Origin of the sequence: Brevundimonas sp. P7753 (genome assembly GCF_013386595.1) — a bacterium.
Lineage (GTDB): Bacteria > Pseudomonadota > Alphaproteobacteria > Caulobacterales > Caulobacteraceae > Brevundimonas > Brevundimonas bullata.
Map to the genome: position 1 here is coordinate 51,302 of NZ_JACARP010000014.1, position 26,859 is coordinate 78,160.

At 65.7% G+C, this 26,859-nt stretch carries 24 protein-coding genes; 10 read left to right on the forward strand and 14 right to left on the reverse strand.

The window, feature by feature from the left end:
• Positions 1–82 precede the first annotated feature (82 nt).
• The 5 genes from HX774_RS03370 to HX774_RS03390 all read left to right on the forward strand — a co-directional run bounded on the left by HX774_RS03370 (position 83) and on the right by HX774_RS03390 (position 7,030).
• Positions 83–892, forward strand: a complete 810-nt coding sequence (locus HX774_RS03370) for an acetoacetate decarboxylase family protein (RefSeq protein ID WP_218650246.1) — start codon at positions 83–85, stop codon at positions 890–892.
• Positions 885–1,742, forward strand: a complete 858-nt coding sequence (locus HX774_RS03375; protein ID WP_178824215.1) for an SDR family NAD(P)-dependent oxidoreductase — start codon at positions 885–887, stop codon at positions 1,740–1,742. The genes HX774_RS03370 and HX774_RS03375 overlap by 8 nt, the downstream gene beginning before the upstream one ends.
• Positions 1,743–1,889: 147 nt before the next feature.
• Positions 1,890–4,247: a TonB-dependent receptor gene (locus tag HX774_RS03380; RefSeq protein WP_218650247.1), complete on the forward strand. Its 2,358-nt coding sequence runs from the start codon at positions 1,890–1,892 to the stop codon at positions 4,245–4,247.
• An 85-nt stretch (positions 4,248–4,332) separates the two neighbouring features.
• A complete protein-coding gene (locus tag HX774_RS03385) occupies positions 4,333–5,571 on the forward strand; it encodes an NAD(P)/FAD-dependent oxidoreductase (RefSeq protein ID WP_178824217.1) in 1,239 nt (412 codons plus the stop codon).
• A 37-nt stretch (positions 5,572–5,608) separates the two neighbouring features.
• Positions 5,609–7,030: an aldehyde dehydrogenase family protein gene (locus HX774_RS03390; protein WP_178824219.1), complete on the forward strand. Its 1,422-nt coding sequence runs from the start codon at positions 5,609–5,611 to the stop codon at positions 7,028–7,030.
• Positions 7,031–7,088: 58 nt separating this feature from the next.
• On the opposite strand, the gene HX774_RS03395 is transcribed toward HX774_RS03390, so the two are convergent.
• Positions 7,089–8,246: a 12-oxophytodienoate reductase gene (locus HX774_RS03395; RefSeq protein WP_255499968.1), complete on the reverse strand. Its 1,158-nt coding sequence runs from the start codon at positions 8,244–8,246 to the stop codon at positions 7,089–7,091.
• A 2-nt stretch (positions 8,247–8,248) separates the two neighbouring features.
• Positions 8,249–8,749 (reverse strand): nuclear transport factor 2 family protein, encoded by a 501-nt coding sequence (locus tag HX774_RS03400; protein ID WP_178824221.1) that lies wholly within the window; start codon positions 8,747–8,749, stop codon positions 8,249–8,251.
• 153 nt (positions 8,750–8,902) lie between these two features.
• Here HX774_RS03400 and HX774_RS03405 point away from each other — a divergent pair, with 153 nt between their 5' ends.
• Positions 8,903–9,928 (forward strand): NADP-dependent oxidoreductase, encoded by a 1,026-nt coding sequence (locus HX774_RS03405; protein ID WP_178824223.1) that lies wholly within the window; start codon positions 8,903–8,905, stop codon positions 9,926–9,928.
• 30 nt (positions 9,929–9,958) lie between these two features.
• Here the strand turns inward: HX774_RS03405 and mnhG are convergent, their stop codons facing one another.
• The 11 genes from mnhG to HX774_RS03460 all read right to left on the reverse strand — a co-directional run bounded on the left by mnhG (position 9,959) and on the right by HX774_RS03460 (position 23,223).
• Positions 9,959–10,300, reverse strand: a complete 342-nt coding sequence (gene mnhG / locus HX774_RS03410; RefSeq protein WP_178824225.1) for a monovalent cation/H(+) antiporter subunit G — start codon at positions 10,298–10,300, stop codon at positions 9,959–9,961.
• Positions 10,297–10,581, reverse strand: a complete 285-nt coding sequence (locus HX774_RS03415) for a K+/H+ antiporter subunit F (protein ID WP_178824227.1) — start codon at positions 10,579–10,581, stop codon at positions 10,297–10,299. Before HX774_RS03415 ends, mnhG begins: the two co-directional genes overlap by 4 nt.
• Positions 10,578–11,069, reverse strand: a complete 492-nt coding sequence (locus HX774_RS03420; RefSeq protein ID WP_218650248.1) for a Na+/H+ antiporter subunit E — start codon at positions 11,067–11,069, stop codon at positions 10,578–10,580. Before HX774_RS03420 ends, HX774_RS03415 begins: the two co-directional genes overlap by 4 nt.
• The gene (locus tag HX774_RS03425; RefSeq protein ID WP_178824229.1) at positions 11,066–12,664 is read right to left on the reverse strand and encodes a monovalent cation/H+ antiporter subunit D; all 1,599 of its coding nucleotides are present in this window, start codon (positions 12,662–12,664) and stop codon (positions 11,066–11,068) included. Before HX774_RS03425 ends, HX774_RS03420 begins: the two co-directional genes overlap by 4 nt.
• Positions 12,661–13,005, reverse strand: a complete 345-nt coding sequence (locus HX774_RS03430; protein ID WP_178824231.1) for a Na+/H+ antiporter subunit C — start codon at positions 13,003–13,005, stop codon at positions 12,661–12,663. The genes HX774_RS03425 and HX774_RS03430 overlap by 4 nt, the downstream gene beginning before the upstream one ends.
• On the reverse strand, positions 13,005–15,932 hold the full coding sequence (locus tag HX774_RS03435; RefSeq protein WP_178824233.1) for a monovalent cation/H+ antiporter subunit A: 2,928 nt from the start codon (positions 15,930–15,932) through the stop codon (positions 13,005–13,007). Before HX774_RS03435 ends, HX774_RS03430 begins: the two co-directional genes overlap by 1 nt.
• 186 nt (positions 15,933–16,118) lie before the next feature.
• Entirely contained in the window at positions 16,119–16,874 is a 756-nt protein-coding gene (locus HX774_RS03440; protein ID WP_178824235.1) for a phosphatase PAP2 family protein, read from the reverse strand.
• A 22-nt stretch (positions 16,875–16,896) separates the two neighbouring features.
• Positions 16,897–18,489, reverse strand: a complete 1,593-nt coding sequence (locus HX774_RS03445; protein WP_178824237.1) for an alkaline phosphatase — start codon at positions 18,487–18,489, stop codon at positions 16,897–16,899.
• 74 nt (positions 18,490–18,563) lie between these two features.
• Entirely contained in the window at positions 18,564–20,777 is a 2,214-nt protein-coding gene (locus HX774_RS03450) for a TonB-dependent receptor (protein WP_178824239.1), read from the reverse strand.
• A gap of 315 nt (positions 20,778–21,092) precedes the next feature.
• Positions 21,093–22,340, reverse strand: coding sequence for a TetR/AcrR family transcriptional regulator (locus HX774_RS03455; RefSeq protein WP_178824241.1), 1,248 nt, complete (start codon positions 22,338–22,340; stop codon positions 21,093–21,095).
• Positions 22,341–22,485: 145 nt separating this feature from the next.
• Positions 22,486–23,223, reverse strand: a complete 738-nt coding sequence (locus HX774_RS03460) for an NYN domain-containing protein (protein WP_114817759.1) — start codon at positions 23,221–23,223, stop codon at positions 22,486–22,488.
• Positions 23,224–23,463: 240 nt separating this feature from the next.
• Between HX774_RS03460 and HX774_RS03465 the strand changes: the two genes are divergently transcribed.
• The 4 genes from HX774_RS03465 to HX774_RS03480 all read left to right on the forward strand — a co-directional run bounded on the left by HX774_RS03465 (position 23,464) and on the right by HX774_RS03480 (position 25,337).
• The gene (locus HX774_RS03465) at positions 23,464–23,682 is read left to right on the forward strand and encodes a hypothetical protein (RefSeq protein ID WP_178824243.1); all 219 of its coding nucleotides are present in this window, start codon (positions 23,464–23,466) and stop codon (positions 23,680–23,682) included.
• 273 nt (positions 23,683–23,955) lie between these two features.
• Positions 23,956–24,165: a cold-shock protein gene (locus HX774_RS03470; RefSeq protein WP_178824246.1), complete on the forward strand. Its 210-nt coding sequence runs from the start codon at positions 23,956–23,958 to the stop codon at positions 24,163–24,165.
• A 360-nt stretch (positions 24,166–24,525) separates the two neighbouring features.
• Positions 24,526–24,933 carry a response regulator gene (locus tag HX774_RS03475; RefSeq protein ID WP_178824248.1) on the forward strand — a complete coding sequence of 136 codons (408 nt, stop codon included), beginning with the start codon at positions 24,526–24,528 and terminating at the stop codon, positions 24,931–24,933.
• Positions 24,930–25,337, forward strand: a complete 408-nt coding sequence (locus HX774_RS03480) for a response regulator (protein ID WP_178824250.1) — start codon at positions 24,930–24,932, stop codon at positions 25,335–25,337. Before HX774_RS03475 ends, HX774_RS03480 begins: the two co-directional genes overlap by 4 nt.
• A gap of 35 nt (positions 25,338–25,372) precedes the next feature.
• Here the strand turns inward: HX774_RS03480 and HX774_RS03485 are convergent, their stop codons facing one another.
• Positions 25,373–26,815, reverse strand: a complete 1,443-nt coding sequence (locus tag HX774_RS03485; protein WP_178824253.1) for a sensor histidine kinase — start codon at positions 26,813–26,815, stop codon at positions 25,373–25,375.
• Positions 26,816–26,859: the final 44 nt, after the last annotated feature.

Here is a 26,859-nt window from a genome sequence, read left to right on the forward strand (position 1 = left end):
GCGTTCGTGCCGCTCCCGTCCAAATCCTCATAAAAAACGACTGGGAGAGACGACGTTGGCCAAGCTTCGCTACGTTCAGGACGTGAATAAACTCAAGGCCGCGATGGAGGCTCGCGCTTCTGGCGGCGGGCTCAAGAACACCGTGCAGACCCTGCGCGCCTTCTATGAGACCGATCCCGAGATCGTGGCGGCCCTGCTGCCCAAGCCGCTGCAGCCGACGGCGACGCCGAAGATCTTGATCCAGTTCTCTTATGTTGAAATGCGTCCGACGCCCGACAATGTCGTCGTGTCGGCGGCCATGACGGTCGGCGTCGAGTCCACCTACAAGGGCAAGACCGGCTGGTACGTCCTGGCCATGCCCATGGGCGGCGAGTTCGTCGTCATCAGCGGCCGTGAGCGTTTCGGCGAGCCCAAGAAGATCGCCGACGTCAAGTTCACCAAGGACGGCGACCGCCTGCACGTCACCTGCACCCGCAACGGCATCGCCTTCGTCGAGCTGGAAGGTCAGATCGGCGAGAGCCTGGGCGGCAAGAAGTTCACTGAGAACCTCTTCTGCTACAAGGGCATGCCGGGCATCGACAACGGCTTCGGCTTCGACGGCGATGTCTTCCTGACCCAGCTGAACTGGGATCGCGACTGGGACATGCACCATGTCGTCAACGGCGGCAAAGTCACGCTGCGCGAGTCCGCCGCCGACCCGCTGGTCGATGTGCCGGTGCGCAAGCTGCTGAAGATGGAATACTCGGAAGGTCGCAGCATCACCGGCGGTGAAATCCTCGAGAAGGTGCCGGGCGAGTGGCTGCAGCCCTTCTGGTTCGGCCGCTACGACGACAACCCGACCGGCGGCATCGAGATCGCGCTCGCTTCGGAGGCGGCGCTTCAGGATGCGTGATCTGAAGGGGAAGGTCGCCGTCGTCACCGGCGGCGCCAGCGGGGTCGGGCGTGCGCTGGGTGAAGCCCTGATCGAACGCGGCGCCAAGGTGGTTCTCAGCGACATCAACGCCGAGGCGCTGGAAGCCACCGCCGCCGAACTGCGCGCCAAGGGCGGTGACGTCGTCGGCGTCGTCGCCGACGTGATGAAGCAGGATTCCATCGAGTCCCTGGCTGATCAGGCCTATGCCCGTCACGGCGCGGTCCACCTGCTGTTCAACAACGCCGGCGTCGGTCTGGGCGACTTCCGTGAGCCGATCTGGACCCTGGCGCTCAAGGACTGGGAGTGGGGCCACAACATCCACGTCATGGGCGTGGTCCACGGCATCCGGGCCTTCGTGCCCCGGATGCTGGCGGGGGGTGAATACGGCTATGTCGTCAACACCACCTCCACCAACGGCGGGCTGGTGCCCTCGGCGCGAACTCCCGTATACGCCTCGACCAAGGCAGCGGTGACGAGCCTGACGGAGGTGCTCCATCATCAGCTCACGGCCCAGGACGCCAAGGTCAAGGCGGCGCTGTTGTTCCCCGGACCGCACCTGGTCAACACCAACCTGATGCGCTCGGCGCGACCGGCCGACTATGTCGATCCGGCCAGCCCGCAGCCCGCTGGCAAGTCGATGGCGGAACTGGCCCGGCAGAACGGCGGGGTCCCGGTCACGGAACCGGAAGAAGTGGCCGCCTTCGCCCTGGACGGGGTCGCGGCGGGTCGCTTCTGGCTGCTGCCGGAAAGCGAGCGGTCGGACGGCAACATCCGCCGCCGCACCGAGAGCATCCTGGCCCGCAGCGCCCCCATCGGGCTCGGGGGGTAAGGCCGCAAAAGACTGGAACACGGCGAGGAGGAGGGGGCTCGTCTCTGCCGTAGATCCACAGTGACGTTATATAAAAACAAAATAAAAACAGCCAATTAGATCAGAAAATGGTCATAGGCTATTAGGGAGGGTTACATGACACGACGCATGACTCGCACCGCGACCATTCTGCTGGCCGGCACGGCTCTGGCCGGCGCCTGGCCCGCCATGGCCCTGGCTCAGGAGGGTCCGGCGCCCGAACAGGCGACCAGCCTTTCTGACGTGGTGGTCACGGCTCAACGCCGCGAAGAACGCCTGATCGACGTGCCGCTTTCGGTCTCCACCCTGGGGGGCGAGGCTCTGCAACGCGCCGGGGTGGCCGACATTTCCGCCATCGGCGGCTATGTGCCGAATATCCAGATCAACCAGACGGTCGGCGGCGCCTTCGGGCCGCTGATCTCGATGCGCGGACTGGCGCCCTCGGCCGACACCAGTCTGGGTCGCGACCAGCCGGTCGGCATGTATATCGACGGCGTGCCGATCGCCAAGTCGACGGGCGCCGCCTTCGACACGGTGGACCTGGAACGCATCGAAGTGCTGCGCGGCCCGCAAGGGACGCTGTATGGCAAGAACACCATCGGTGGCGCCGTCAACCTGGTGACACGCCAACCGACCGGCGTCTTCGGCGGCAAGTTCATGCTGGGCGTCGGCAGCGCCGACCTGTTCGAGCAGCGGCTGTCGCTGGATCTGCCGCGCATCGGCGAGATCGGTCAGGGCCTCGGCGCCTTTGACGTCAAGGTCGCCTATTCGGGCCGCACGCGCGACGGCTTCTTCGACAACACCCATCCCAACGCCCGTTTCTCCACCTTCGGCGAGCAGAACCAGCAAGCTGGTCGCGTCGATGTGGTCTGGCGTCCGACTGAGGATATCAAGGTCGCCTACGGCTACGACGACACCTCCAGCCGCAGCTCGCCGGCCATGCTGGCGATCAGCGCACCGGGCGCCATCGGGCCGGGCGGCGCCTATGCCTCCCTCTATCCCTATATCCAGAACGCCATCTACACCTCGCGCCCGGAGGGCATCGCCAACGACTACGCCAACCGCAGCGACTTCTTCGTCAAGGGTCACTCGCTGACGGCCGAGTACAACGCCGACGCCGTGCCCTTCTTCGGCGACGTCACGATCAAGTCGATTTCGGCCTACCGGAACATGAAATCGCGCAGCCAGACCGATTTTGATGGGACGGGCGTGGACCTGATGCACTTCACGCTCAACAACAACTACGAGCAGTGGTCGCAGGAATTGCAGCTGATCGGCGCGAACGGCCCGGTGAAGTACACCTTCGGTCTGTTCGGCTTCAAGGAAGAGTACGGCGTCTTCAACCCGCGCTGGAACTTCCAGTTCGGCGGCAACAAGTACGACCTTCAGGAGCGCTCCGCCGACAACACCTCGATCGCCGCCTATGGTCAGATGACCTGGACGCCGACCGCCTTCGACGAGCGGCTCAGCCTGACCCTGGGCGGGCGGATCAACAAGGACGAGAAGTCGGCGACCTCGCTGAGCCAGTCCTATAGCGCCTATCTGGCCAATCCGGCGGCGCCGGGTTCGGGCGTGTTCCAGCGCGACGCTGCCGGCAACCCGATCACGCGCAGCGGCGGCCCGGCTCTCGGCGCGCTTCCCGGTCCGGGCAATATCGGTCCGTCTGATCTGATCCCGCTAACGGCGACGGGTTCCTGGTCGGAGTTCACGCCCGAGTTCAATGCGTCGTGGAAACTGGCAGAAGACTGGAACGTCTATGGTCGTGTGGCGACGGGCTTCAAGAGCGGCGGCAACAACGACGTCGCCGCCACCAACGCCAGCTTCATGACGCCCTATGAGCCCGAGAAGCTGACGGCCTATGAGATCGGCACCAAGGGTCAGTGGTTCGACCGTCGCCTGAACCTGTCGGCGGCGGTCTATTACAGCGATTACCGCGACTTCCAGGTCGGGGTCTTCGTGCCGGCCCTGATCACGACGACCATCATCAACGCCGGCAAGGCCCATATGTCGGGCGTCGAGCTGGAAGGCACGGTGCGGCCCGTCGACAACCTGCGGCTCAACTTCGGCTACGGCTACACCAAGGCCGAGTATGACGAGTTCATCCTGCCCTCGGGCCAGGACGTGACCAACACCTACGTCTTCCCCCTCATCCCCAAGCACAACTACACCCTGGGGGTCGACTATCGCTGGCCGGGCGTGGCGGGCGGCGAGGTCGTGGCCAGCCTGAACTACAGCTGGCGCAGCGAGCAGGCGGGCGGGATCACCAACGACCCGCTGTCCTACCGCAAGGCCTATGGCCTTCTGGACGGTCGCCTGTCGCTCGCCGACATCAACATCGGCGACGGACGCACGGCTGAAATCTCGCTGTGGGGCAAGAACCTGCTGGATGAGGAATACTGGGTCTCGGGCATCAACCTGACCCTGTTCACCATCCGCCAGTGGGGCGATCCACGCAGCCTGGGTCTGCAGGCCAGCGTGAAGTTCTAGGCCGACATCTCGGCAGGAGATCGGCGGCCTCAGCCTCGCCGGTCTCCTGATCGGGACTTTGTTATTCCGGGTAGAGCCAGGGTTCATGAGCGACAGCGCGCGCATCGTCATCGTCGGAGCCGGACATGCGGGCGGAACCGCCGCCGCCCTGTTGCGCCAGTACGGCCACGTCGGCGCAGTCTCCCTGATCGGCGCCGAGCCTGTGGCGCCCTATCAACGACCGCCGCTGTCCAAGGCCTGGCTGAAGGGCGAGGCTGATGAAGACGCCCTGCGGCTCAAGGCCCCCGAATGGTATGGCGACAACCAGGTCGATCTGCGCCTGGCGCAGGCAGTTGAGGCCATCGACCGAGCCGGGCAGACGGTTCGGCTGAGCGATGGCGAAACATTGGCCTACGATCATCTGATCCTGGCGACGGGCGCACGGGCGCGCCGGCTGGATATCGACGGCGTTGAGCTGGACGGCGTCATGGCCTTGCGCACAGCCGCTGACGCCGAGGCGCTGAAGACGGCGCTTGCGCCAGTGCGCCATCGCGTAAAGCGGCTGGTCGTGATCGGCGGCGGCTATGTCGGCCTGGAGGCGGCGGCCTCGGCCCGTGCGCTCGGCGCTGAGGTGGTCATCGTGGAGCGCGAAAGTCGCATCCTGGCCCGCGTCGCCTGTCCGATTCTGTCACGCTTCTTCCAGGCCTCTCACCGCGAACGCGGGGTTCATTTCATTCTCGATGCCACGGTTGAGCGCCTGAGCGGCGAGGACGGGCGGGTGAAGGCCGTCCATCTCGGCGCCGGCTCCGTGCTGGATTGCGACGCGGTTCTGGTCGGGGTCGGCGCCCAGCCCAACGACGAGCTGGCGCGGGCGGCGGGCTTGGAGTGCCAGGACGGAGTCCTGGTCGACCTGGCGGCGCGAACCAGCGACACGGCGATCTTCGCCATAGGCGATGTGACCCGACGACCCCTGCCGCTTTATGACACGGTCATGCGGCTGGAGAGCGTGCCCAATGCGCTCGAGCAGGCGCGTCAGGCCGCCGCCGCCATCGTGGGACGGCCCGCGCCGGAACCCGAGACGCCGTGGTTCTGGTCGGACCAGTATGACCTCAAGCTGCAGATCGCGGGCGTGCCGATCGGCTGCGACGACATGGTCGTGCGCGGCGTCCCTGACGCCCCCGGCTTCGCCCTGTTCCACATGGCGGGCGACCTGATACAGGCCGTCGAAGCTGTCAACGCGCCCGCCGAGTTTCTGGTCGGACGCCAGTTGATCGGCCGCCGGACGCCCGTTTGTCGCGCAAGGCTGGCCGACCGTGCGACGCCGATGAAGGCGGTCGCGCTGTGATTATATCTTGCCCAATTCCCTCGTCCCTGGAGGCGTCATGATCGACCATCTGAAATTCTACATCGACGGCGCCTGGGTCGATCCCGTTGCGGCCCGCACCCTGGATGTCATCAACCCGGCGACCGAGCAGGCCGTGGCCCGCATCAGCCTGGGCGGGGCGGAAGACGTGGATCGCGCGGTCAAGGCGGCTCAGCGCGCCTTCATCAGCTTCAGCCGAACCTCGCGGCAGGAACGGATCGACCTGCTGGAAGCCATCCTGGCCGAGTACGTCCGTCGTCAGGACGAGATGGCCCTGGCCATCACGACCGAGATGGGCGCCCCCGCCGCCTTGGCGCGTAATGCTCAGGCCTATATGGGCGCGGCCCATCTGAGCACGGCCATCGCCGTGCTCAAGGACTATGAGTTCGAGGAGGCGCGGGGTTCGACCCTGATCAGCCGCGACCCCATCGGTGTCTGCGCCTTCATCACCCCGTGGAACTGGCCGTCGAACCAGATCGGCTGCAAGGTCGCCCCGGCCCTGGCCGTGGGCTGCACCATGGTGCTGAAGCCGTCAGAGGTCGCGCCCCTGTCGGGCCTTCTCTGGGCCGAAATCATGGACGCGGCGGGCGTTCCGGCGGGCGTGTTCAACCTGATCAACGGCGACGGGCCGGGTGTCGGCGCGGCCCTGTCCGGCCACCCTGGCGTGGACATGGTCAGCTTCACCGGCTCGACCCGCGCGGGCGTCGAGGTGGCCCGAAACGCCGCCCCCACCATCAAGCGCGTACATCAGGAGTTGGGCGGCAAGTCCGCCAACATCATTCTGGACGACGCCGACATTCCGGCCGCCGTGGCGGCGGGCGTGGCCCGCATCATGAACAACAGCGGCCAGTCCTGTAACGCCCCCACGCGGATGCTTGTCCCTCGCGCGCGGATGGACGAGGTCAAAGCCGCGGCCAAGGCTGCAGCCGAGGGTCTGACCGTCGGCGATCCGACCGGCGACGTCACCCTGGGTCCGGTGGTGTCGGACGTGCAGTGGAACAAGATCCAGACCCTGATCGCCAAGGGCATTGAGGAGGGTGCGACCCTGGTCGCCGGCGGGGTCGGCCGTCCCGACGACCTGACCGCCGGCTATTTCGTCAAGCCCACTATCTTCGCCGACGTCGCCCCCAAGGCGACCATCGCCCGCGAGGAAATCTTCGGTCCGGTCCTGTCGATCATTCCCTACGACACCGAGGAAGAGGCGGTCGAGATCGCCAACGACACCGTCTATGGCCTGGCCGCCTATGTGCAGTCCGGCGACATTGCTCATGCCCGCGACATCGCCCGCCAGTTGCGCGCGGGTCAGGTGATCATCAACAACGCGGGACCTGACCTGATGGCGCCGTTCGGCGGCTTCAAGCAGTCGGGCAATGGCCGTGAATGGGGCGACCACGCCTTCGCCGAGTTCCTGGAGGTCAAGGCCACGCTCGGCCACGCCTGACGCGCGGCCAGACGGAGACAGACGGCGTCGCCCCTCGGGACGGCGCCGTTCTCTTTTGTCAGGCCAGACGACGCAGGTTGGCGCGGTCAAAGGGCAGGGGGGGCTGGCCGGTTCTGACGCGCTGCGGCCACTGCGGGTCGTTCAGGATGGCCCGGCCGACGCCGGCTAGATCGAACTCGCCGCGCGCGATCCGCTCGCGCACCGCGTCCAGATTATCGAGAGGCGTGGTCTCGCTGCTGCCGCTCAGGGTTTCGCCAAGAGCGTTGCCCAGACCGATCCCGCCGATGGCGACCGTGGGCTTGCCTGTCAGCCGACGCGCCCAGCCCGCCAGCGACAGGGGCGAGCCGTCAAAGGCCGGCCGGTCGAAATGGCGCCCGCTGGCATCGAACAGATCGACGCCGCTCTGGGCCAGGGTCTTCAGCAGGGCGCCCAGTTCCTCGGGCGTCTGGCCGAGGCGGGCGCCGTAGTCCTGCTGCTTGTGCTGTGAGAAGCGGAACATGATCGGGGCGTTGCCGATCTCGGCCCGCACCGCCGCCACGATCTCGGCCCCGAAGGCCGCGCGCCTGGCCGGACCGCCGCCATAGCGGTCGGTGCGCAGGTTGGTCTCGGCCCACAGGAAGCTGTCGATCAGATAACCGTGCCCGGCGTGCAGGGCGATGCCGTCGAAGCCGACGTCCATGGCGTTGCGCGCTGCGCTGGCGAAAGCCGCGATCACGGCCTTGATTTCGGCTGTGGTCATGGGCTCGGTCGGCGCCCGCATCGCATCGACATAGTCGTCGCCATAGGAGGTGTGGCCGGGTCTGCCCCAGTGCCCAGAGGGCCGAGCGCCGATCAGGTCGGGACGCAGCGACCGCGACGGATCGCGCAGCGGTCCCTGATGCCAAAGTTGCGGGAAGATGCGCCCGCCCGCCGCGTGGACCTCCGCGACCACGCGCCGCCAGCCGTCCAGGGCGGCCTTGCCGTGCATATGCGGAATGGCGGGGTCGTCGACGGCGGAGGGATGATCCACGCCCACGCCCTCAGTGACGATCAGCCCTGCGCCGCCCTCGGCCCGACGACGGTAATAGGCGGCCACGTCCTCGCCCGGCACGCCGTCCGGAGAGAAGTAGCGGGTCATCGGCGACATGACGATGCGGTTGGCCAGGGTCAGGTTGCGGATCGTCAGCGGCGTGAAAAGGACGTCTGCTTGAACCGGGGCGTCGACTTTCATGTCCATAGTCAGGCCGCCTGGTCGATGGTGCGCAGCACGGCGCGGGCCTCGTCGGAGCCGTTCAGCAGACGGTTCGTACGGCGCAGCACCTTCCAGCCTTCCTCGGTGCGACCCAGCGTCCAGTGGTTGACCGATACTCGCCACACCGTGAAGGCGCCGTCCACGTGCTTGTAGACGCGAGAATAGTTGACCGCCGTGGCGCGGTCGCCATCGACCGTTACATGCGGCGCGCTGGGAATATGGGCCGCGCCGTCGCGCACCAAGGCGCGGTGCACGTCGTTGTCGAGCAGACCCGCGATCCCTTCGGGCCCCTGACCCGCCCAGCCCTCGGCCAGTTCATAGACGCCGTCCTCGGCCCACAGAGCCCCGACCTTCAGCCCGCGCTCATAGGTGTCGGCGGTGTCGGCCTGGGGCCCATAGCGGGCGATGAGCTGACAGACGGCCACATGGTCCTGCAGCGCCTGAAGCTGGGCTTCCAGCCGGGCGAGACGGGCTTCGGTTTCGGACATGGCGGACCCCTGTGCGGTTTGTCCGCAGCATCCGATATTTCGCGCCGATGATTAGCCGGCTCGCTGGAAACGCTGTGTTCAGGCGGGGTGTCTGGCTGCAGCGGACCGGTCGCCGGATAGTGGTCCTCATCGCCACACAGCCGGAGCCCCGCCATGTCCGTCGCCGAGCGCGTCAATCGCCAATGGGTGCTCGCGCGCCGACCCCAAGGCCAGGTGCGCCTGGAGGACTTCGCGCGCCGTGACGCCTCCGTGCCGGTCGCCGATCTGGCCGCCGGTGAAGTCCTTGTCCGCATGATGATGTTCGGCTTCGATCCGGCCCAGCGCGGCTGGATGGACGACCGGCCCAGCTACATGCCGCCCATGGCCATTGGCGAGTCGGTGCGCGGCAGCGCGGCGGCGCGCGTGGTCGCCTCGACCAACCCCGCCTACCCCGAGGGCGCCCTGGTGCGGGGCCTGTTCAGTTGGCAGGAATACGCCGTCGTGGCGCGGGCGGGCGAGGCGGCGCCGGTGCTGATCCCGGAGGGCGTGACGCCGGAGGAGGCTCTGGGCGTTCTGGGCGGCGCCAGCCTGACCGCCTGGGTGGGTCTGAAGACGGTCGGTCGGCTCGGCGCGGACGACACGGTCCTGATCTCTGGCGCGGCGGGAGCGGTCGGGTCGCTGGCGGTGCAGATTGCGCATCTGAACGGCGCGCGGGTCATCGGCATCGCCGGCGGGCCGGAGAAATGCCGCTGGCTGGTCGAGGACTACGGCGCTGACGCCGCTATCGACTATCGGCATGAGGATGTCGCCGCGCGGCTGGCGGCCCTTGCGCCCGACGGGATCGACCTTTTCTTCGACAATGTCGGCGGCGAAACCCTCGAGGCCGGGATCGCCCACATCGCGCGCTTCGGCCGAATCGTCCTGTGCGGCGCCATCTCGGGATACAATGACGCTGAGCCCGTGGCCGGCCCTCGCAACCTGGCGCGGCTGATCGCCCAGCGCGCCGAGATGCGCGGCTTCATTCTGCTGGACCACCTGGATCAGGTTCCCGCCGCCAGAGCCGCGCTGGAGACTTGGCTGCGCGATGGCCAACTGCGCTATCGCACTGACGTCCAGCAGGGCTTTGAAGCCATTCCCGCAACCTTTCTTCGCCTGTTCAGCAGCGCCAGTCAGGGCAAGCAGCTATTGCGGATCGAATAGGTTCAGGTGCGTCGCCCGACCGCTGCACGATTATTCCGGCGGAACCTGGGCGTCGCCCTCGATGCGGTCGCGATAGGCGGCGGCGCGGGCCAGCAGGATCAGGGTCACGGGCGTGGTGACGGTCAGGAAGACGCCGATCAGCAGGTCTCTGAGCGCGAAACGCCCTTCTGAAAGCGACCAGAACACCATCGAGGCGAGGACGATCAGGGTCATGCCCAGGGTGGCTCCCAGGGTCGGCGCATGGACGCGCTCATAGAAGCGCTTGAGCACGACCAGGCCGATTGATCCGGTCAATGCCAGCAGGCCGCCGCACAAGGCGAGGGCGACGACCAGCCAGGCCGCCCAGAGTGGGAGTTCGATCAGGGCGGTCATTCAATCACCTCGCCGCGCATCAGGAACTTGGCCAAGGCCACTGTGGCGGTGAAGCCCAGCATGCCGATGATCAGGGCCGCTTCGAAATAGAGGCCGACGCCGCTGCGCATCCCCTGAACCAGGATCAGAAGCATGGCGTTCAGGTAGAGAGTGTCGAGGCCAAGAATGCGATCCTGCGCCCGCGGGCCGCGGATCATTCGCCAGGCCGCCAGCAGCATGGCCAGCAACAGCAGCGCCTGGGCCACGCCCAGGCCCCAGAACAGGACGGTCGAGGGGGTCACGGGAAGATCTCCAGCAACAGACGTTCATACCGACCCTTGATCAGGTCGATCCATTCTTCTTCCTCGATCAGGTCGAGGACGTGCAGCAGCAGGCTGCCGGTCGCGCGGTCGTATTGCACCCACAGCGTTCCGGGCGTGCTGGTCAGGATGATGGCCAGAACCGCCAGTCCGTAACGATTGCGAAGATCAAGCGGCACATGGATGAAGCCCGACCGGCGGATGTGTCGGCGACGCCCCATGATGATGGCCGCGACCGCGTAGTTCGAGCGCACCACGTCCACGACCACATAGCTCGCCAGCCGCACAATAGCGCCGGGAGACCGGACGCCCGATCGGTCGGGCTCCAGCTGACGCATGACCTGCGGGATGGTCAGGGCGACCAGGAATGCGACAACCATGTCGCCCGTCGAAACGGGGCCGTTGAGCAAGAGCCAGGTGGCGAACAGACCAGCGGCGAGCAGAGGGTGAGGAAGGACGGCGCGGATCATGATCCGGCTCCCAGCACTTCACTGATGTAGGTGCGCGGAGAGGCCAGCCATTCGCCCGTCTTTTCGCCATAGGTCAGACCGGCTGCGGCGGCGATGCTCAGCCACAGACAGCACAGAACCAGACCGCCGATGGCGAGGAACTCGGGGCTTCTGACCTTGTGCGGAGCGGCGTCTTCCCTGCGCCAGAAACCCGCGACGCCGAACCGGGTCAGCGCGATCAGGGCGGCGAAGCTGGACAGGGTCAGCACCCCGACCAGCGTCCAGCTGGCGGCCGACAGGACGCCGTCGCCGGACAGTAGGGCCACGAAGATGCTCAGCTTTCCGGCAAACCCAGCCAGAGGGGGCAGGCTGACCGTCACCAGACTGGCCAGGATAAAGGCGCCGCCCAGGAAGGCGGTCGAGGCGGGCAGAATACGTCCCACCTCGTGCACATCGTCTGCGGCGAAGGGATCATCATACTCGTCGTCAAACACGGCGTCCTCTGGCGATACGGCCTGATCTTCGCCTCTGGCCAGGATCTCGGCGATCAGGAACAGGGCGCCCGCCGCCAGGGTGGACGCCGCCATATAGAAGAGGGCGCCGCCGAGGGCGTCGGGACTGGCGGTCCCCGCAATGGCCAGAACCGTTCCAGACGAAACCATGACGGCATAGCCCGCCGCCTGTTCCAGGCGCCGGGACGCCACCATGCCTGCCGCACCGAAGACGACCGTGGCGACGCCGGCAGACAGAAGCCAGAGGTCGCCGAAGCCGGTCGAAGCCCCCGCTTCGGCGCCGAAAAGCAGCGTCGACAGGCGGATGATCACATAGACCCCGACCTTGCTGAGGATGGCGAACACGGCGGCGACCGGGGCGCTGGCCGCAGCATAGGCGCCGGGCAGCCAGAAGCCGAGCGGCCAGGCTGCCGCCTTGACCAGGAAGGCCACGCCTAGAATGGCGCAGCCGATATGAAACAGAGCGCGATCTTGGCTCGGGATCGTTGCGATCCGATCGGCGATGTCGGCCATGTTCAGGGCGCCGGTGACGCCGTAGATCAGGCTGACCCCGATCAGGAAGAATAGGGACGCCGTCAGGTTGATGGCGACATAGCCCAGTCCCGCCCGCACCCGCTTCTCACCCGATCCATGCAGCAACAGCCCGTATGACGCGGCTAGCATGACTTCGAAGAAGACGAACAGGTTGAACAGGTCGCCGGTCAGGACCGCGCCGTTCACCCCCATGATCAGCAGTAGATAGAGGGCGTGGAAGCGTGGCCCGGCCCGATCCCAGCGGGCGAAGGCGAACAGCAGGCCGCCGGCGGCCAGCGTCGCCGTCAGCGCCAGCATCAGCGTCGACAGCCTGTCCGCCACCAGGGTGATGCCGAACGGCGCCGACCATGAGCCAAGGTTGTAGATGCGCGCCGTGTCGTCGCCCGCAGGCCCGCCCACCGAGGCTTCATGCAACAGGATGAAGGCGACGCCGACCAGGGCGATCAGGCAGCAAAGGCTGATCATGGCCTTCAGGCCATAGCGCTGTTCCTTGAGCAGCAGCATGCTCGCCGCCGCGATCAGCGGCAGGACGACGGGAACGACGATCAGATGGTCTTGCCAGTCGGTCATTCGCCCGGCTCCCGTCCGTCGATGTGGTCGCTGCCGGTGATGCCGCGGCTGGTCAACAGGACGACCAGGAACAGGGCGGTCAGGGCGAAGCTGATGACGATGGCGGTCAGGACCAGGGCCTGGGGCACGGGATCGGCATAGGCGGCGGGATCAACGGGACCTTCGCCACGAAGCACCGGGGGAGAACCGCTGCGCAGCCGTCCCATGGCGAAGATGAAGAGATTGACGGCATAGCCCAGCAAGGACAGGCCGATGATGACCTGGAAGGTGCGGGGGCGCAGCAGCAGCCAGACACCGGCGGCGGTCAGGACGCCGATGCCGAGAGCGAGAACCATTTCCATCAGAAGGTCTCCTCTTTTGCCGTGACTTTTGCTGCGACGGGGGCGACGGGGCGAGACTTCCGCAACGACTGGTGAGCGATGGCGACCAGCATCAGGACCGTCGCGCCCACCACCAGCAGGGCCACCCCGGCGTCAAACACCACCGCCGACGCCAGCGGCGTCTTGCCGATCAGCGGCAGGTCCACATAGCGGAACCACGAGGTCAGCAAGGGATAGCCGAACAGCCAGGAGGCGACGCCCGACAGCGCCGCGATCAGCAGCCCGCCGCCGATCCAGACCAGGGGCCGGATCTCCAGCCGTTCTTCGACCCAGCGCGCGCCGGACGCCATGTATTGCAGGATGAAGGCGATCGAGAGCGTGACGCCCGCCGCGAAACCGCCGCCTGGCAGGTCGTGCCCTCGCAGGAACAGATGCACCGCCAGCAGGACGATGAAGGGGAACAGCCAGCGCATCACCACGCGCGGGATCAGCATGGTCTCGGGCAGGGTGTCGCCGACGGAGCGATCCTTGTGACGGTCGTCGCTGTCGTCCTGATCCTGCTTCTGCACCGTGTCGCCGAGACTGTCTGCGGCCGGACGGAACCGTCGAAGCAGGGCCCATATCGTCAGACCGACGATGCCCAGGACGGTGATTTCGCCCAGGGTGTCGAAGGCGCGGAAATCGACCAGCAGGACGTTGACGACATTGCGCCCTCCGCCCTCCGAATAGGCATGATCGAGGAAGTAGCGCGCCAAGGGCGAATCCGCAGGCCGCGTCATGACGGCGAAGGCGATCAGCGCGACGCCGGCGCCTGCCGCGACGGCGATCGCCATATCCGCCAAACGCCGCCGCCGCGCCCTGGCTTCCTGTTGAGGCGAGGCGAGATCGGGCAGGCGCTTGGGCAGCCATCGCAGGCCCAGCAGCAACAGGACGGTCGTGACGATTTCGACCAGCATCTGGGTGGTCGCCAGATCCGGCGCCGAGAACCAGACGAAGGTCAGGCAACTGACCAGACCGGCGCCGCCGACCAGCACCACGGCCGCCAGCCGATGATACTTGGCCTGCCAGGCCGCCCCCAGGGCGCAGGACGCGCCAATGATCCAGAGCAGGGTGAAGCCCAGACCGGGGCGCTGGATGGTCATGCCGACTTCGCTGAAGCCCAGTCCCGCCAGGCCGCTGGCCAGGACAGCAGCCAGCATGCAGGTCAGGATGACGGCGCGCAGGCGCGCCTGCTGGCGGCTGGCGCCAAGGCGACGCACGATCCATTCCGCGCCGCCCTTGAACGCCCGCATGACCCGGTCATAGGCGCGTGCGCCGTTGAAGCGGCCGACCAGCCAGGGACGATGGCTGTGATTGATGCGCGGGCCGAGCAGCTTGTAGGCCGCCACCCCGCCGATCAGGGCGATGGCGCTCATCAGCAGCGGCAGGTTGAAACCGTGCCACAGGGCGAGGCTGTAGTAGGGGACGTCCTCGCCCAGCACCGAGCGCACGGCGACGGCCAGCACCGGCCCGATGGTGATCGCCGGCAGGACGCCGACAAGGATGCACAGGCCGACCAGCACCTCGATGGGAAAGCGCATCCAGCGCGGCGGCTCATGCGGCTCTTTGGGCAGATCGACCGGAGGCGGACCGAAGAAGGTCTGGTGGATGAAGCGCACGGAATAGAGCACGCTGAGCAGGCTGGCGACCGTGGCCAGCACGGGCAGGGCCAGGTTCAGGTGGCGCCCGCCGGTGTGGGCGATCGCTTCGGCCAGGAACATCTCCTTGGACAGGAAGCCGTTGAGCAAGGGCACCCCCGCCATGGCCGCCGCGGCGACGATGGCGAGCGCCGCCGTCACCGGCATCGCCTGTCTGAGGCCGCTCAGCTTGCGCATGTCGCGGGTGCCGGTTTCGTGGTCGATGACCCCGGCGGCCATGAACAGCGAGGCCTTGAAGGTGGCGTGGTTCACCGTGTGGAAGATGGCCGCGACCGCCGCCAGCGGACTGCCCAGGCCCAGAAGCAGGGTGATCAGTCCCAGATGACTGATGGTGGAATAGGCCAACAAGCCCTTGAGATCATTCTGGAAGACCGCGCTCCATGCGCCGAACAAAAGGGTCGCCATGCCCGCCGTACTGACGATGACGTACCAGGCGTCGGTGCCCGCCAGCACGGGCCACAGACGGATCAGCAGAAAGACGCCCGCCTTCACCATGGTCGCCGAATGCAGATAGGCGCTGACCGGGGTCGGGGCCGCCATCGCGCGCGGCAGCCAGAAATGAAAGGGGAACTGCGCGCTCTTGGTCAAGGCGCCCGCCAGGATCAGGATCAGGGCGGTCAGATACCAGGGGCTGTTCTTGATGACGTCGCCTGACGCCAGAACCACGTCCAGGTCAAAGCTGCCGACGATGCGTCCCAGGACAACGACCCCGGCCAGCAGGCACAGGCCGCCCGCCGCCGTGACCGTCAGCGCCATTCGGGCCCCGTCGCGGGCCGCCGCGCTATGGTGCCAGTAGCCGATCAGCAGGAAGGAGAAGAGGCTGGTCAGCTCCCAGAAGGCGGCCAACTGGATCAGGTCGCCGGCCATCACCATCCCGGTCATGGCCCCCATGAAGGCCAGCAGGAAGGCGAAGAAGCGTGGAACGGGATCGTCCGCCGACATGTAGTAGCGGGCGTAAAGCACCACGAGCGCGCCTATGCCCTGAACCATGAAGGCGAACAGCCAGGCCAGGCCGTCCAGCCGTAGCGTGAAGTTGACGCCCAACGTCGGCAGCCATGGCACGGACCAGCGCACGGGCTCTCCGGCTGCAACCGCAGGGAAGAGGGCGATGAGACAGATGACCCCTGCCAGCGACGCCGACCACGCCAGACCTGCTGCCGCGTTGCGGGCGCGTGACGGCAGGAAGATCGCCATCAACGCCGCCACAAAGGGCGCTCCAAACGGAATGAGCAGCAGGACCATATGAGGCATGCGTGGCGGGGTTCCTGTTCTGAAAGACTCAGGAAGCTGGCCTGAAGGGCGGATCGTCCTGGAACTGTAGGCTAGACTGTGACGAACCGCAGTGAAACAGCACGCACACGTCCGTCGAGTAACATGTGCGTTTCCAGACGCCGCGTCTCTGTGCCGCTGCTGTAGCCGCCCGCCATGGGCCGCGCCCTAGTCGCCTGCGCGTGCAGACGCGAGCTCTTTGCGGGCCTCGATGAAATCGCGCTGGAAGGTCGGATCGGCCTTCAGCCTTGCGACCATGGCGGCGCCGACCAGGCGGCCCGCCTCGACGTCGCTGGCGTAGTGGACGCCGCAGATGACGCGGCTTTCGCCATAGGCCAGGCCGCGCGCGAGAATGGCGTCGGCGCGGTCGGGCGCCAGTTCGGACAGGATCAGGGCCCAGGCCCAGCCCATGGCGGCGTGACCTGACGGGTATGAACCACTGCGGCCCAGCCAGGGCTCGGGCGGGAAGCAGGTCGCGGCCGGTTCGGCGACGAAGGGACGTGGGCGGAAATAGCCCTGCTTGGCCGGGGTCTGGATGGTCTCCAGGTCGCCCAGCATCCTGCCCAGCAACAGGGTCAGGCTCGGCATCCTTGCCGGGTCGAAGGCGACGCCCAGGGCCTCGTCGAAGACGCGTGGGGCGGACGGGGTCTCGATCTCGTTGTCCGACGCCGCCTGACGCCAGCGGTCGCTGCCTTCCAGGGCGCGGGTGGCGCGATAGGTCTCGACGTCCGCCTGCTGGCGTAGCGACCCGGCCTCGGGCGGTGGCGGCAGGAAGGCCGAGGCGTCAGGCGCGTCGCCCTTGGTCAGATAGCCGTGCGGATGGTCGCGGAAGCCTTCCCAGAACACGGGCGCCGGCGCAGTGGCGCAGGCCGAGAGGCTGATCAGGATCGCGACAGCGGCGACGGCTTGGGCGGACTTACGCATAGAGACTCCAGTCGGGCGCGGCTCAGACGAGCTGGGCGCCGGGGCGGCCGTCTTCGACGACCCAGGTGTTGAGGGTGGACAGGGCGGCCCTGGGGTCGCGCACGTCGCTGATGGCTTGATAGCGGGTCGTCATCCGGCCCGGGGTGATGTCGATGGCCATATAGCCGCGCTTGCGGCTGTCGAAGAACCTGATCTGCGGGTTATTGGGCATGGCCGACATCAGGCCGTCGTAGCTGGGACCGCCCGAGGTGATCGAGGTGCCGACGAACTCGGTCGCGACGGTGGCGGACGACGGATCGCTGCTATCCAGCTTCACGTCATTGGTCCAGAAGGAGTGATAGTCGCCGCTGAGGACGACGGGATTGCGCGGTTTCAGCGTCGCCAGCGCCTGGGTCAGGCGGTCGCGCGCGACGGGATAGCCGTCCCAGGTGTCGGTCCAAAAGCGGGTGTTCGGGCCGCCGTCGCCAAATCGAAGACCCGCCATCACCAGATCCTGACCCAGGATGTTCCAGCGCGCGCCTGCGTTCGCCAGGCCGTCGTACAGCCAGCGCTCCTGCTCGAAGCCGAGGAAGGTGCGCGAGGGATCGAGACGATCGGGACAGGCGGCGTCGGTGACGATCTGACCCTTGCCGCCGTTGGGACCGTCGCTGCACGCCTGTTTCGAGCGATACTGACGACCGTCCAGCATGAAGAACTCGGCCAGCTGGCCGTAACGGACCCGCCGATGGATGGGCATTTGCAGCCGAGCGTCCAGGCGGGTGCGGCGGATCGGCATGGCCTCATAGAAGGCCTGATAGCCCGCCGCGCGACGCCGCAGGAAGTCGGTCGGCGTGACGCCGGGCGTCTTGGACCAGACGCCGGAATAGTCGTCCTGAATCTCGTGGTCGTCCCAGACCGCCAGGCAGGGCGCGGCGGCGTGCAGGCGTTGCAGGTCGGCGTCGGTGCGATGCAGGGCGTAGCGGTTGCGATAGCCCGCCAGCGTCGTGGCCTCTTCCAAGCCGTAGGGGCGCACGACCTCGGCCGCGCGCTCTGGCCCGCGTGAATATTCGTAGATGTAGTCGCCGAGAAACAGGGTCAGGTCCGGCGCCTCGTCCGCCATGTGGCCATAGGCGCTGAAATAGCCCGACTCCCAGTTCGAGCAGGAGGCGACGGCGATGCGCAGAGCGTCGACGGCGGCGTCGGGGGCCGGCGTGGTGCGGGCGCGACCGACGGGGCTTTGCTGGCCCATGGCGCTGAAGCGGTACCAGTAGGGACGACCGGGGATCAGGCCCTCGACCTCGACATGGACGCTGTGGGCGGCGGCGGGTTCGGCTGCGATCCGGCCCGAGGCGACGATGTTGCGGAAGCTCTCGTCGGCGGCGATATCCCACTGCACCGGGACCGCGCCGCCCATGCCGCCCAAGCCATCGGGCGCGACCGGATCGACGGCCAGGCGGGTCCAGATGACGAAGCCGTCCGGGGCCGGATCGCCGCTGGCGACGCCCAGAGGAAAGACATAGGCCCCGCTCGCCGGTACCCCGTTCGCCTGGGCCCGGCCGAACTGAAGCACGGCGGGCGCGGCGACCAGGCCGCCCAGCAGGGCGCGGCGATGCAGGCGGGGAGCGGTGATGATCATCGAGCGCGCTTTGAAAGAGAGGGGAGGAAGGGGGCCGACCGGGCCGGCCCCCAAGATGCTGAGAAAGGCTGGCCCTAGAAGTCCATCTTCAGGCTGACGCCGACCGTGCGCCCTTGGGTAGGCGAAGTGGTCGGACGGGCGGAACCATTGAAGCCGTTGCGGGTCTCTTCATAGTAGGTGTTGAATAGGTTGCGCGCCCACAATCCCACGCGCCAGTTGGCGTCGGACGGTCCCATGCTCAGGTTGGCGTTCCACAGCCAGTAGCCGGGCAGGACCGAGCTGGACGAGGCGTTGTAGATGGCGTCGCGCTGATTGTAGTTGGTCTCGGCCCGCAGATCGAAGCCCGCCATCTGCCAGTCATAGGCGACCGAGCCGCCATAGTTGAACTTCGGAAACTGCAAAGGCTCGCCAGAGCGGTCATTGGTGATGATGGTGTCCCAAGGGCCGTCTACTGGGTTGGCTGCATCCGTCTTGGCGCCGTCGATGGCGAAATACTCGGTATACTTACCCTTCTTGTAGCCGAAGTTCTGACTGATCGTCAGGCCGTCGAACGGGACCCACAGCAGCTCGACCTCGCCGCCATAGATCTCGGACTTGGGAACATTGGTGATCTTGCCCAAGCGGCCAGCCTCGCGGTCATACTCCAGCCCCTGAACTTGCTGATCCTTGTAATCGTAAAAGAAGACAGCCCCGTTCAGCCGCAAGCGATTGTCGAACAGGTCCGACTTTACGCCCGCCTCATAGGCTATGACGATTTCCGGCTTGAAGGGCGTCGCTGAGGTGGCGTTGTAGGTGGTGAAACCGCCCGACTTCACGCCGCGGGCGATGCTGGCGTAGAGCATGGCGTTATCGGCGAGATCATATTCGGCGCCGACGCGGCCGCTGACTTCCGACAGGTCGGTGTCATAGGTCGTCTCGGGCCCGACCGGGGCGCTGAGGCGACGTGTGCCCGAAGTGGTCAGGCTGCGTGTTTCATTTTCATAGCGCAGACCCGCGATCAGGTTCAGGCGCTCGGTCAGCTGATAGCTGTTGTGGGTGAAGACGCCGAAGGCCTCGACGCTCTGCTCATAGGGGGTGTTGATCAGGGTGCGGTCGGCGCCGCGGAACTGGGTGTAGAAGCCGCCGTCGTTGCTCTCGTCAGCGTAATAGGCGCCGACCATCCAGTTCAGGCGGCTGTCGTCGTTCGAGGATAGTCGCAGCTCTTGCGAGAAGACGTCGATGTCGTTGTAGAAATAGACGTCGGACTCGTTGAAGCGGGTGCCGTCCCAGTCGTTGTATTCCGACCGTTCGAACGACTGATAGGCGGTGATCGAGTTCAGTTGCGCCCAGCCCAGATCGGCGCGAATGCGAGCGTTCAGATCCAGCCCTTCATTGTCGCGGCCCGGCTTGGAGCCGAGCGCACGGCCGGTGACCGCCGCCATTTCCGGCGAAAGCTCCCAGCCCGTGATGCGCCATGCGGTGTCCGCCGGATAGGTGACGCTGCCGTCAAACACCTTGTAGGGGGCCGTCAGACGGAAGCCGAGTCCGTCAGACTTGTCCACTTGATAGGTGGCGGCCAGATCGACCGTGACGTCGTCCGACGCATCCCAAGTCAGGCGGCCGCGCACGGCGGTCTTATTCTTGTCGCCCAGCTTCTCGCGAGTGTCGCGGTGGTACTGCCAGGCGCCGCCCTGTTCGGTCACGGCGGCCAGGCGACCCAGCAGGTTGGGCGCGATCTGGCCCGAGACATAGCCCTCGACCTTGTAGCGGTCATAGGAGCCGTACTCGGCGTTGAAACCCGCGCGGGTGTCTGCGGTCGGGGCGTTGGTGATGATGTTCACCGCGCCGCCCGTCGTATTGCGGCCGTAGAGCGTGCCCTGCGGACCGCGCAGCACTTCCAGACGGCTGATGTCGAACATCGCGCCCTGGGTGGTGATCGTATAGGGGTGCGCGACCTCATCGACATAGATGCCGACGGTCGAGGCGTTGTTCGAGGAGTATTCGCGGGCGCCGATGCCGCGGATGCGGAACTGGGGCTGACCGCCGCCGAACTGGCTGTCGACCTCCATGTTGGGCACGACATTCTCGATGTCGTTGATGACCTCAATACCCTTTTCGTCGAGGGTCTCGCCGCCGATTACGCTGAGCGCCAGGCCGATGTCTTGGCTGGCCTGCTGGCGACGCTGGGCGGTGACGACGACGTCTTGCAACGCCGTGGCCTGGGTTTCAGGGCTGGTCTGGGCCGTTGCAGGCAGGGCCGCCGCCAGCGCCAGGACGGCGCTCGAGGCGCCGAGAAGAAGACGATTCATGTGTCGATCCATCGGGCGGCGCGGACGAGCACCCCTCTCGCACGGGCCAAGAATTGGGGGGGCTGACACGGCGCAGCGGCCGCGCTCCCGCATGAGGCGGAAGTGCCGAACAGGCGTCGTTCCGGGGCGACGGAAAGACGGGTGCAGAAGCGGGGAGGACGACCGACGTCGCCGTTTCGCAGCCTCAGAAAAAACACCTGTTCGACAACGGTTCCGCTGTAGGGTCGGGCTGTAATGCTTTGATGACGCTTATTTGAAGTGTTTCCGTCGCTGTCTCGGACGGCGAGAGGTGCGGCTGCGAAACGTCAGTTCGATTCAAGCGCGTTGCGCCACCAGGGTCGTGGCTGCGACCTGAAGCTGGGCCGAATTCGCGGCTTGACCCGTCGCGGCGGCGACAAGGGCCGCGCCCTTGATCCACAGGGCGAACCGGGTCGCTGCACGGCGCGTCAGGTCGAAACGTGCGGGCCAAAGCTCGGCGCGGTTGACGTAGGTGCCGCCGCCTTCGGGGCCGCGCAGGATCATGGCCAGTTCCTGGAACGAAGGATCGCGGCGCGCCTCAAGACAGACCTGGGCGATCAGGCGCGCATACTTGACGTAGAAACCGCGCCCCTGCGCCGCATCGACCGCCAGGGTTTGCGCCATCAGCTCACTCCACCGCAGCAGGTCTGGCGGCCCCGCGCCGAGCGGGTGGCGATAGTCGAGATAGCCCGGCATTTCCCGGAACACGGCGTGCCAGATGGCGTCGATCAGAAAGCGCCGCATATCCGACCAGTGATAGGCGATGGTCGAGGTCGAGGTGCCGACCTCGGAACTGACCGACCGATTGGTGACGACCGCCAGACCGCCGCTCAGAATCTGATCTGCGGCGACGTCCAGCAGCCGCAGCTTCATGGACTCGGCTTCCAGCCCGTCCCCAGGCGCCTGTGGGATCACCAGTTGGTCGACATAGCTCTCCGTGGCCGTCGCCGGCTCATCACCACGCCCAAAGGCGCGATCGACCAGCCCTCCCAGACCCTCGGCGGCGATCATCTCATAGTCGGCCCGCCCGCCAAGGGCGCCGACATAGAACTGCTCCAGGATGAGACAGGTCGAAACGGTTTCGCCGAAATCAGCCAACCCTTGGACCCTGCCAAGGAAGGCGGTCCAGGCATGCCGCCGCATGGTCTCCCACTCCAGCATCAGGGATTGCAGGGGCGGCCCAGGGTCGGGGATGACCAGCAACTCTTCCCACACCCGGACAAAACAGGCCGACGCCAGGCTGCGCTCGCGCAGATAGCGCGCGATCAGGGCCAGAAGGCCGTCCCGCCCCAGCGCGAGTTTGCTCGCGCTGGTGAAGAAGGCGTCATGGTAGGCCTCATCCTGCTCGAAAGCCGCTTGCGCGATGGCTTCGATCAGCTGGGCCTTGGCGCCGAACAGGTTGACGATGACAGTGGTGCTCTTCCCCACCGACAGCGCCAGATCGCGCATGGTCAGGCCGCCCAGGCCGACTTGTCCGACCAAGGTCATGGCCGCGGCCACGATACGGTCCGCTTCAGCGGTGCGAGATGCGGCGATCATCGTCATGCAGCGCTCTGCATGGCGGCCTTGCACCCACATGTCGAGAGGGCGTTCAGTTGATGAAGGGCTGACGCATCAACGCGCCGCTTTGATTTCAGAGCATCTGACCAGTCTCTCGTGAAGAGCCCGGTCCGCCCGTCGAACGCTGCGTCTAGGCCTTGTCGCGAATTTTCATTGAACCGCCGCTGCTGGTCTGGACCTCGAAGCGTCCTGTGGCGCGGATAAGATCCGACAGCTTGGGGTAGCCATAGCTGCGCTGGTCAAAGTCCGGGTAGGCGTTGCGCAGACGATCACCGAGTCCCCCGACCGCCACCCAGCCGTCGCCGTCCTCATCCATGTCGGCGATGACGGTCGCGACCAGACGGGCGGCTTCTGACGCCGGGCGTCGTGCGGCGGACTTCCTGGGCGCCCTGTCCGCAGGCGCAGGCCCTTCGAGGGCCGCCGCGACGCTGAGGTTTTCGGTGTAGATGAAGCGGCTGCAGGCCTGGCGGAAACTCTCGGGGGTCTTCTGTTCGCCAAAGCCATAGACCGCCACGCCTTCCTCACGGATACGCGAGGCCAGGCGCGTGAAATCCGCGTCCGAGGACACCAGGCAGAAGCCGTCAAATCGTCCCGAGTGCAGCAGGTCCATGGCGTCGATGACCAGGGCGATGTCTCCGGAGTTCTTGCCCTTGGTATTGGCGAAATTCTGCTGCGGCTGAATGGCGAACCGGGCGAGAACCTTGGTCCATCCGCTCAATTGCGCACTGGAAAAGTCGCCGTAAATTCGGCGCGCCGAAGCTTCTCCAAGCGTGGCTATCTCGGAGAAAAGCGCATCGGCTATGCGGGCGGAGGCGTTTTCCGCATCGATCAGCACCGCGAGCCGCGGCGAATTAACCTGAGAAGACATCAAGAACTCAAAACCAAACCGCCCCGCGGCCACCATCGCTCAAGCGCCCTGTGGCCGCTAATCAGACCTGCGTTACGCCTGTGACGGGCGTGGGGTCCCGCCGCCCATGAGGGCGTCGGCGATTCGTGTCAGGAAGACAAGGCGGCGATGGGCCGCTTCCTGGGGGTTAGCATCCTTCAACATGACCCGCCCTGTGAATTCAGGGGCCGTATCTCGAATGCGTCGGATCAGGGCCTCCAGATGGCCGGGCCCCTTGCGGTCGTCCATGATGACAGCGTGGGCGCGCGCATCGGCAAGGCGCTTCTCGACCGCGCCCTCTACATCCTGACCCATCTCGGATCGGCCCGCCATTTGCGCGAAGTCATTGGCGTAAAGTCGGACGTAGGCGTCTTCTATCATCTGGAACCTCAGATTTTGTGGGAGCGCCGCGTCTCGGCGAGGTCGGGCGTGAGGCCCTGACAGACCCAATAGGTTTCCTAGATGGGTATGGTCGGGGTCAGGCGCAATCTGTTCTCGCATTTTATTAAGATGATCTGCAGTTTTATGGATCGTCGCTTTTGTTTTTCTGAGTGATGCGCTAGTGATGGTCTATCGAATATCGCCTTGGCTTTGGTTGCTCTCCAGGTTTTTATCTCCGGATCGAGCTCCGAGTCTGTCTCTGATACCTCTCGAAATTTGATCTCGTCTCCTGTTTCTGGAGTGCGAGAACACATGCACCCGAAAGGTGTTCTTATGACTACCGGCACAGTGAAATGGTTTAATTCCACCAAGGGCTTCGGTTTCATCCAGCCTGACGACGGCGGCGCGGACGTGTTCGTTCACGCTTCGGCCGTTGAACGCTCTACCCTGGGCTCGCTCCAGGAAGGCCAGAAGATTGGCTTTGAACTGGAGCGCGACCAGCGCAGCGGCAAGACGTCCGCCGGCCAGCTCCAGGTTGCCTGATGTTGTCGTCTCCCTGGCTTTCGGGTCGGGGAGACGAAGCTTCTGGGCCAGCATACGACTCTGCGGCCTCGCGCCGCCGAAAAGGCGTCCTCGGTTCGCCTGATAGCGCCGTCGTGCATCACGGCGATTGCGCGCCGTTCAACGGTCGATAACTGCAAACAGCGAGATCCTGATTTCCAAGCGGAATGGAGATTGGCGCAGGTGTATGTAATCGTCGTCGAATTTGTTGCTTACAGCGAAGGCGAGGCCTGCTGTATCGACTGACCATATATTTGCGTCCGTTCGAAATGGCGCGCTCATATTTTCCCGCTTCTGGAACTTATAGCAACAGTTTTTGTTCTTGTCTGGAAGCGGGGCCAAATGCCGATCTATTCCCAAAATTCTACTCGTCCGGTTGAAATAGAGTCGCCGCGTATTCTCCTCGCAGAGGATGATTTTCTAACGCGGATGCTCGTGTCTGATTGCCTGCGCGAGGATGGATTTATTGTCCTGGAGGCGAGCAACGGGGACGAGGCTGTCGATATCTTGCAGTCAGGTCTATCGGTTGATCTGATCTTCACCGATGTTCACATGCCCGGCCGCACGGACGGGCTAGAGCTCCTGAGTTTCGCGCAGAGCCGGTGGCCGCAGCTTCCGGTTCTTTTGACGTCTGGGCGCCTGGATCCGGCTGCGGCTTATGAAGGCGGAGCAGCGGCCTTCTTGCCAAAGCCCTGCAATCCTGACGCTGTCGTCGCGGCCGTCAGAATGGCCCTTGAGCCGGCGGAATGAACGAAATTCGATCGGCGCCGGCGTTGGATGACGCCGTGCTGTTGGTCGACGGCGACATCGTCTCGCGCCATGCGATAGCCGGCTATCTGAGACATTGCGGCTATCGGGTCGTCGAGGCGTTCGACACGAATGAAGCGATGAAGGCTCTGGGCTACCCGTCGCTCGTCATAGACGTCATTGTTTGCGATGTCGGAGCAGGCGGCGATATGTCGGGCTTCGAATTGGCCTGCTGGGTCAGGCGACACCGTCCCGGCATCGAAGTCCGGTTGGCGGCCAGTCCCCAAGGGGCCGCCAGGACGGCTGCGGGCCTCTGCGAGGTCGGCCCGCATCTTCACCGACCCTATGAGCCCCAATCCGTGGCTGATGAAATCCGAAGCTTGAGAGCGGCCCGCGACCGCGCCTGATCACTGGGGGCGGCCATCAGCGTCAGGCTGGCCGGTCAGATCGGATACCGGACCCCGTCGGGCGCCATGAGCGGCGACGCGGCGTGGTCGTCTGCGGCCTCCGCAAGAATCGACATCGGCAGCTTGACGGTCATTGTCGTGCCGTTGGCCCCGGTCGCGCGCGCCATGGTGGCGCCGAGTTGTTTCACGAAAGCTTCGACATAGCGTGAACCCAGGCCGGAGCGCGCTCCGCTGTTGCGGGTCTGGTCATGACCCACGCCGTCGTCCTGAACGGTCAGCAGAACCTCGTCGTCACGACGCTCAAACGACAGGAGGATGCGTCCCGCGCCGTCCGGGAAGGCGTGTTTCACGGCATTGGTCGCTAGTTCATTGACGATCAGGCCTACAGAGACGGCCTTGTCGGCATCGATCAGCAGGGGCTCGGCCTCCACCAGGATTTCAATGTCGGCGGCCTTGCCGATGAGGCTGGAGTGAATGCTGGCCGCTATGCCGTTCAGGTAGGGCTGAACCGGAACGGGGCCCAGGGCGGAAGACTGGGAGATGACGTCGTACAGTTCTGCTACAGCGGCGATCCGGGCCTGCATCGCCCGATAGCCGTCAATGCAGGGTTCAGCCGCTCTTCGAATCTCGAAGGAGACGAAGGAGGTGATGATCTGCAGGCTGTTCTTGATCCGGTGCGCGAGTTCGGCCGCCAGGATGTCCCTGTGTCGTTCCACCAGCCTGGCCTCTGTCACATCTTCAAACACGACCAGAAGACGGGTGACGTGATTTCCCGGTCGGTGAACCTTGCGCGCGTTGATCTTGAAGATGCGGCGTCCCAATGCCGGGAACTCGTCTTCGATCTCGAACCCGTCGAACGCCCTCTCGTCGGGCACGACCTTGTCCAGCAGGGCGCCCAGGGCGGATACATTCCACTGGCCTTCGCCGAGATCCTTCAGCGGACGGGCCATGACCTGCGTCTCCGTCACCTGGAAGAGGTTCAGAAAGGCGCGATTGACGCTGGCGACCGTCATATCCCCTTCTAGGATCACCATCGGGTCGCGCACGGTGTCGACGATGGTTTGGGCCAGACGCCAGGCGCGCTCGCTTTCGCGCGAGGCTTCGCGTTCGGTCGTGATGTCGTCGATCGCCAACAGAAGATAGGCCGGGTGGTCTTCTGTGGGAGGGAGCCTGCGCGCATTCAACGAAAAGACGCGTCGCCCGATGCTGGGAAAATCATGCTCGACTTCAAAGGCGTCCAGCGAATGATCCTGCGTCATGGCCCTCTCAAGACGGTCGCGAAGCGAGGGAATGTCCCAGTGACCGTCCCCAAGATCGAACAGAATGCGGTTTTCAGTCGCGCCGGCTTCGACCTGAAACAGGCGATAGAAGGGCTGGTTCGCGGATGTGACGCGCAGGCTTGAGTCCAGCACCACAAGGGCGCTTCGCAGCGTATCGACCAGATCGTGGAAGGCGATGTTAGGGGAGGAGGTGGTCATTGTGCGGCCTTCTGCTCTGCGCCGTCCAGGGGAGGGGGAGGGCG

What these genes read in the sequence shown, in the direction of transcription:
- HX774_RS03375 (WP_178824215.1), top strand. Translation starts at nt 885, where the DNA reads ATGCGTGATCTGAAGGGGAAGGTCGCCGTCGTCACCGGCGGCGCCAGC.
- HX774_RS03380 (WP_218650247.1), top strand. Translation starts at nt 1,890, where the DNA reads ATGACTCGCACCGCGACCATTCTGCTGGCCGGCACGGCTCTGGCCGGC.
- HX774_RS03385 (WP_178824217.1), top strand. Translation starts at nt 4,333, where the DNA reads ATGAGCGACAGCGCGCGCATCGTCATCGTCGGAGCCGGACATGCGGGC.
- HX774_RS03390 (WP_178824219.1), top strand. Translation starts at nt 5,609, where the DNA reads ATGATCGACCATCTGAAATTCTACATCGACGGCGCCTGGGTCGATCCC.
- HX774_RS03395 (WP_255499968.1), bottom strand. Translation starts at nt 8,246, where the DNA reads ATGGACATGAAAGTCGACGCCCCGGTTCAAGCAGACGTCCTTTTCACG.
- HX774_RS03400 (WP_178824221.1), bottom strand. Translation starts at nt 8,749, where the DNA reads ATGTCCGAAACCGAAGCCCGTCTCGCCCGGCTGGAAGCCCAGCTTCAG.
- HX774_RS03405 (WP_178824223.1), top strand. Translation starts at nt 8,903, where the DNA reads ATGTCCGTCGCCGAGCGCGTCAATCGCCAATGGGTGCTCGCGCGCCGA.
- mnhG (WP_178824225.1), bottom strand. Translation starts at nt 10,300, where the DNA reads ATGACCGCCCTGATCGAACTCCCACTCTGGGCGGCCTGGCTGGTCGTC.
- HX774_RS03420 (WP_218650248.1), bottom strand. Translation starts at nt 11,069, where the DNA reads ATGATCCGCGCCGTCCTTCCTCACCCTCTGCTCGCCGCTGGTCTGTTC.
- HX774_RS03425 (WP_178824229.1), bottom strand. Translation starts at nt 12,664, where the DNA reads ATGACCGACTGGCAAGACCATCTGATCGTCGTTCCCGTCGTCCTGCCG.
- HX774_RS03430 (WP_178824231.1), bottom strand. Translation starts at nt 13,005, where the DNA reads ATGGAAATGGTTCTCGCTCTCGGCATCGGCGTCCTGACCGCCGCCGGT.
- HX774_RS03435 (WP_178824233.1), bottom strand. Translation starts at nt 15,932, where the DNA reads ATGCCTCATATGGTCCTGCTGCTCATTCCGTTTGGAGCGCCCTTTGTG.
- HX774_RS03440 (WP_178824235.1), bottom strand. Translation starts at nt 16,874, where the DNA reads ATGCGTAAGTCCGCCCAAGCCGTCGCCGCTGTCGCGATCCTGATCAGC.
- HX774_RS03445 (WP_178824237.1), bottom strand. Translation starts at nt 18,489, where the DNA reads ATGATCATCACCGCTCCCCGCCTGCATCGCCGCGCCCTGCTGGGCGGC.
- HX774_RS03450 (WP_178824239.1), bottom strand. Translation starts at nt 20,777, where the DNA reads ATGAATCGTCTTCTTCTCGGCGCCTCGAGCGCCGTCCTGGCGCTGGCG.
- HX774_RS03455 (WP_178824241.1), bottom strand. Translation starts at nt 22,340, where the DNA reads ATGACGATGATCGCCGCATCTCGCACCGCTGAAGCGGACCGTATCGTG.
- HX774_RS03460 (WP_114817759.1), bottom strand. Translation starts at nt 23,223, where the DNA reads ATGTCTTCTCAGGTTAATTCGCCGCGGCTCGCGGTGCTGATCGATGCG.
- HX774_RS03465 (WP_178824243.1), top strand. Translation starts at nt 23,464, where the DNA reads ATGGCCGGGCCCCTTGCGGTCGTCCATGATGACAGCGTGGGCGCGCGC.
- HX774_RS03470 (WP_178824246.1), top strand. Translation starts at nt 23,956, where the DNA reads ATGACTACCGGCACAGTGAAATGGTTTAATTCCACCAAGGGCTTCGGT.
- HX774_RS03475 (WP_178824248.1), top strand. Translation starts at nt 24,526, where the DNA reads ATGCCGATCTATTCCCAAAATTCTACTCGTCCGGTTGAAATAGAGTCG.
- HX774_RS03480 (WP_178824250.1), top strand. Translation starts at nt 24,930, where the DNA reads ATGAACGAAATTCGATCGGCGCCGGCGTTGGATGACGCCGTGCTGTTG.
- HX774_RS03485 (WP_178824253.1), bottom strand. Translation starts at nt 26,815, where the DNA reads ATGACCACCTCCTCCCCTAACATCGCCTTCCACGATCTGGTCGATACG.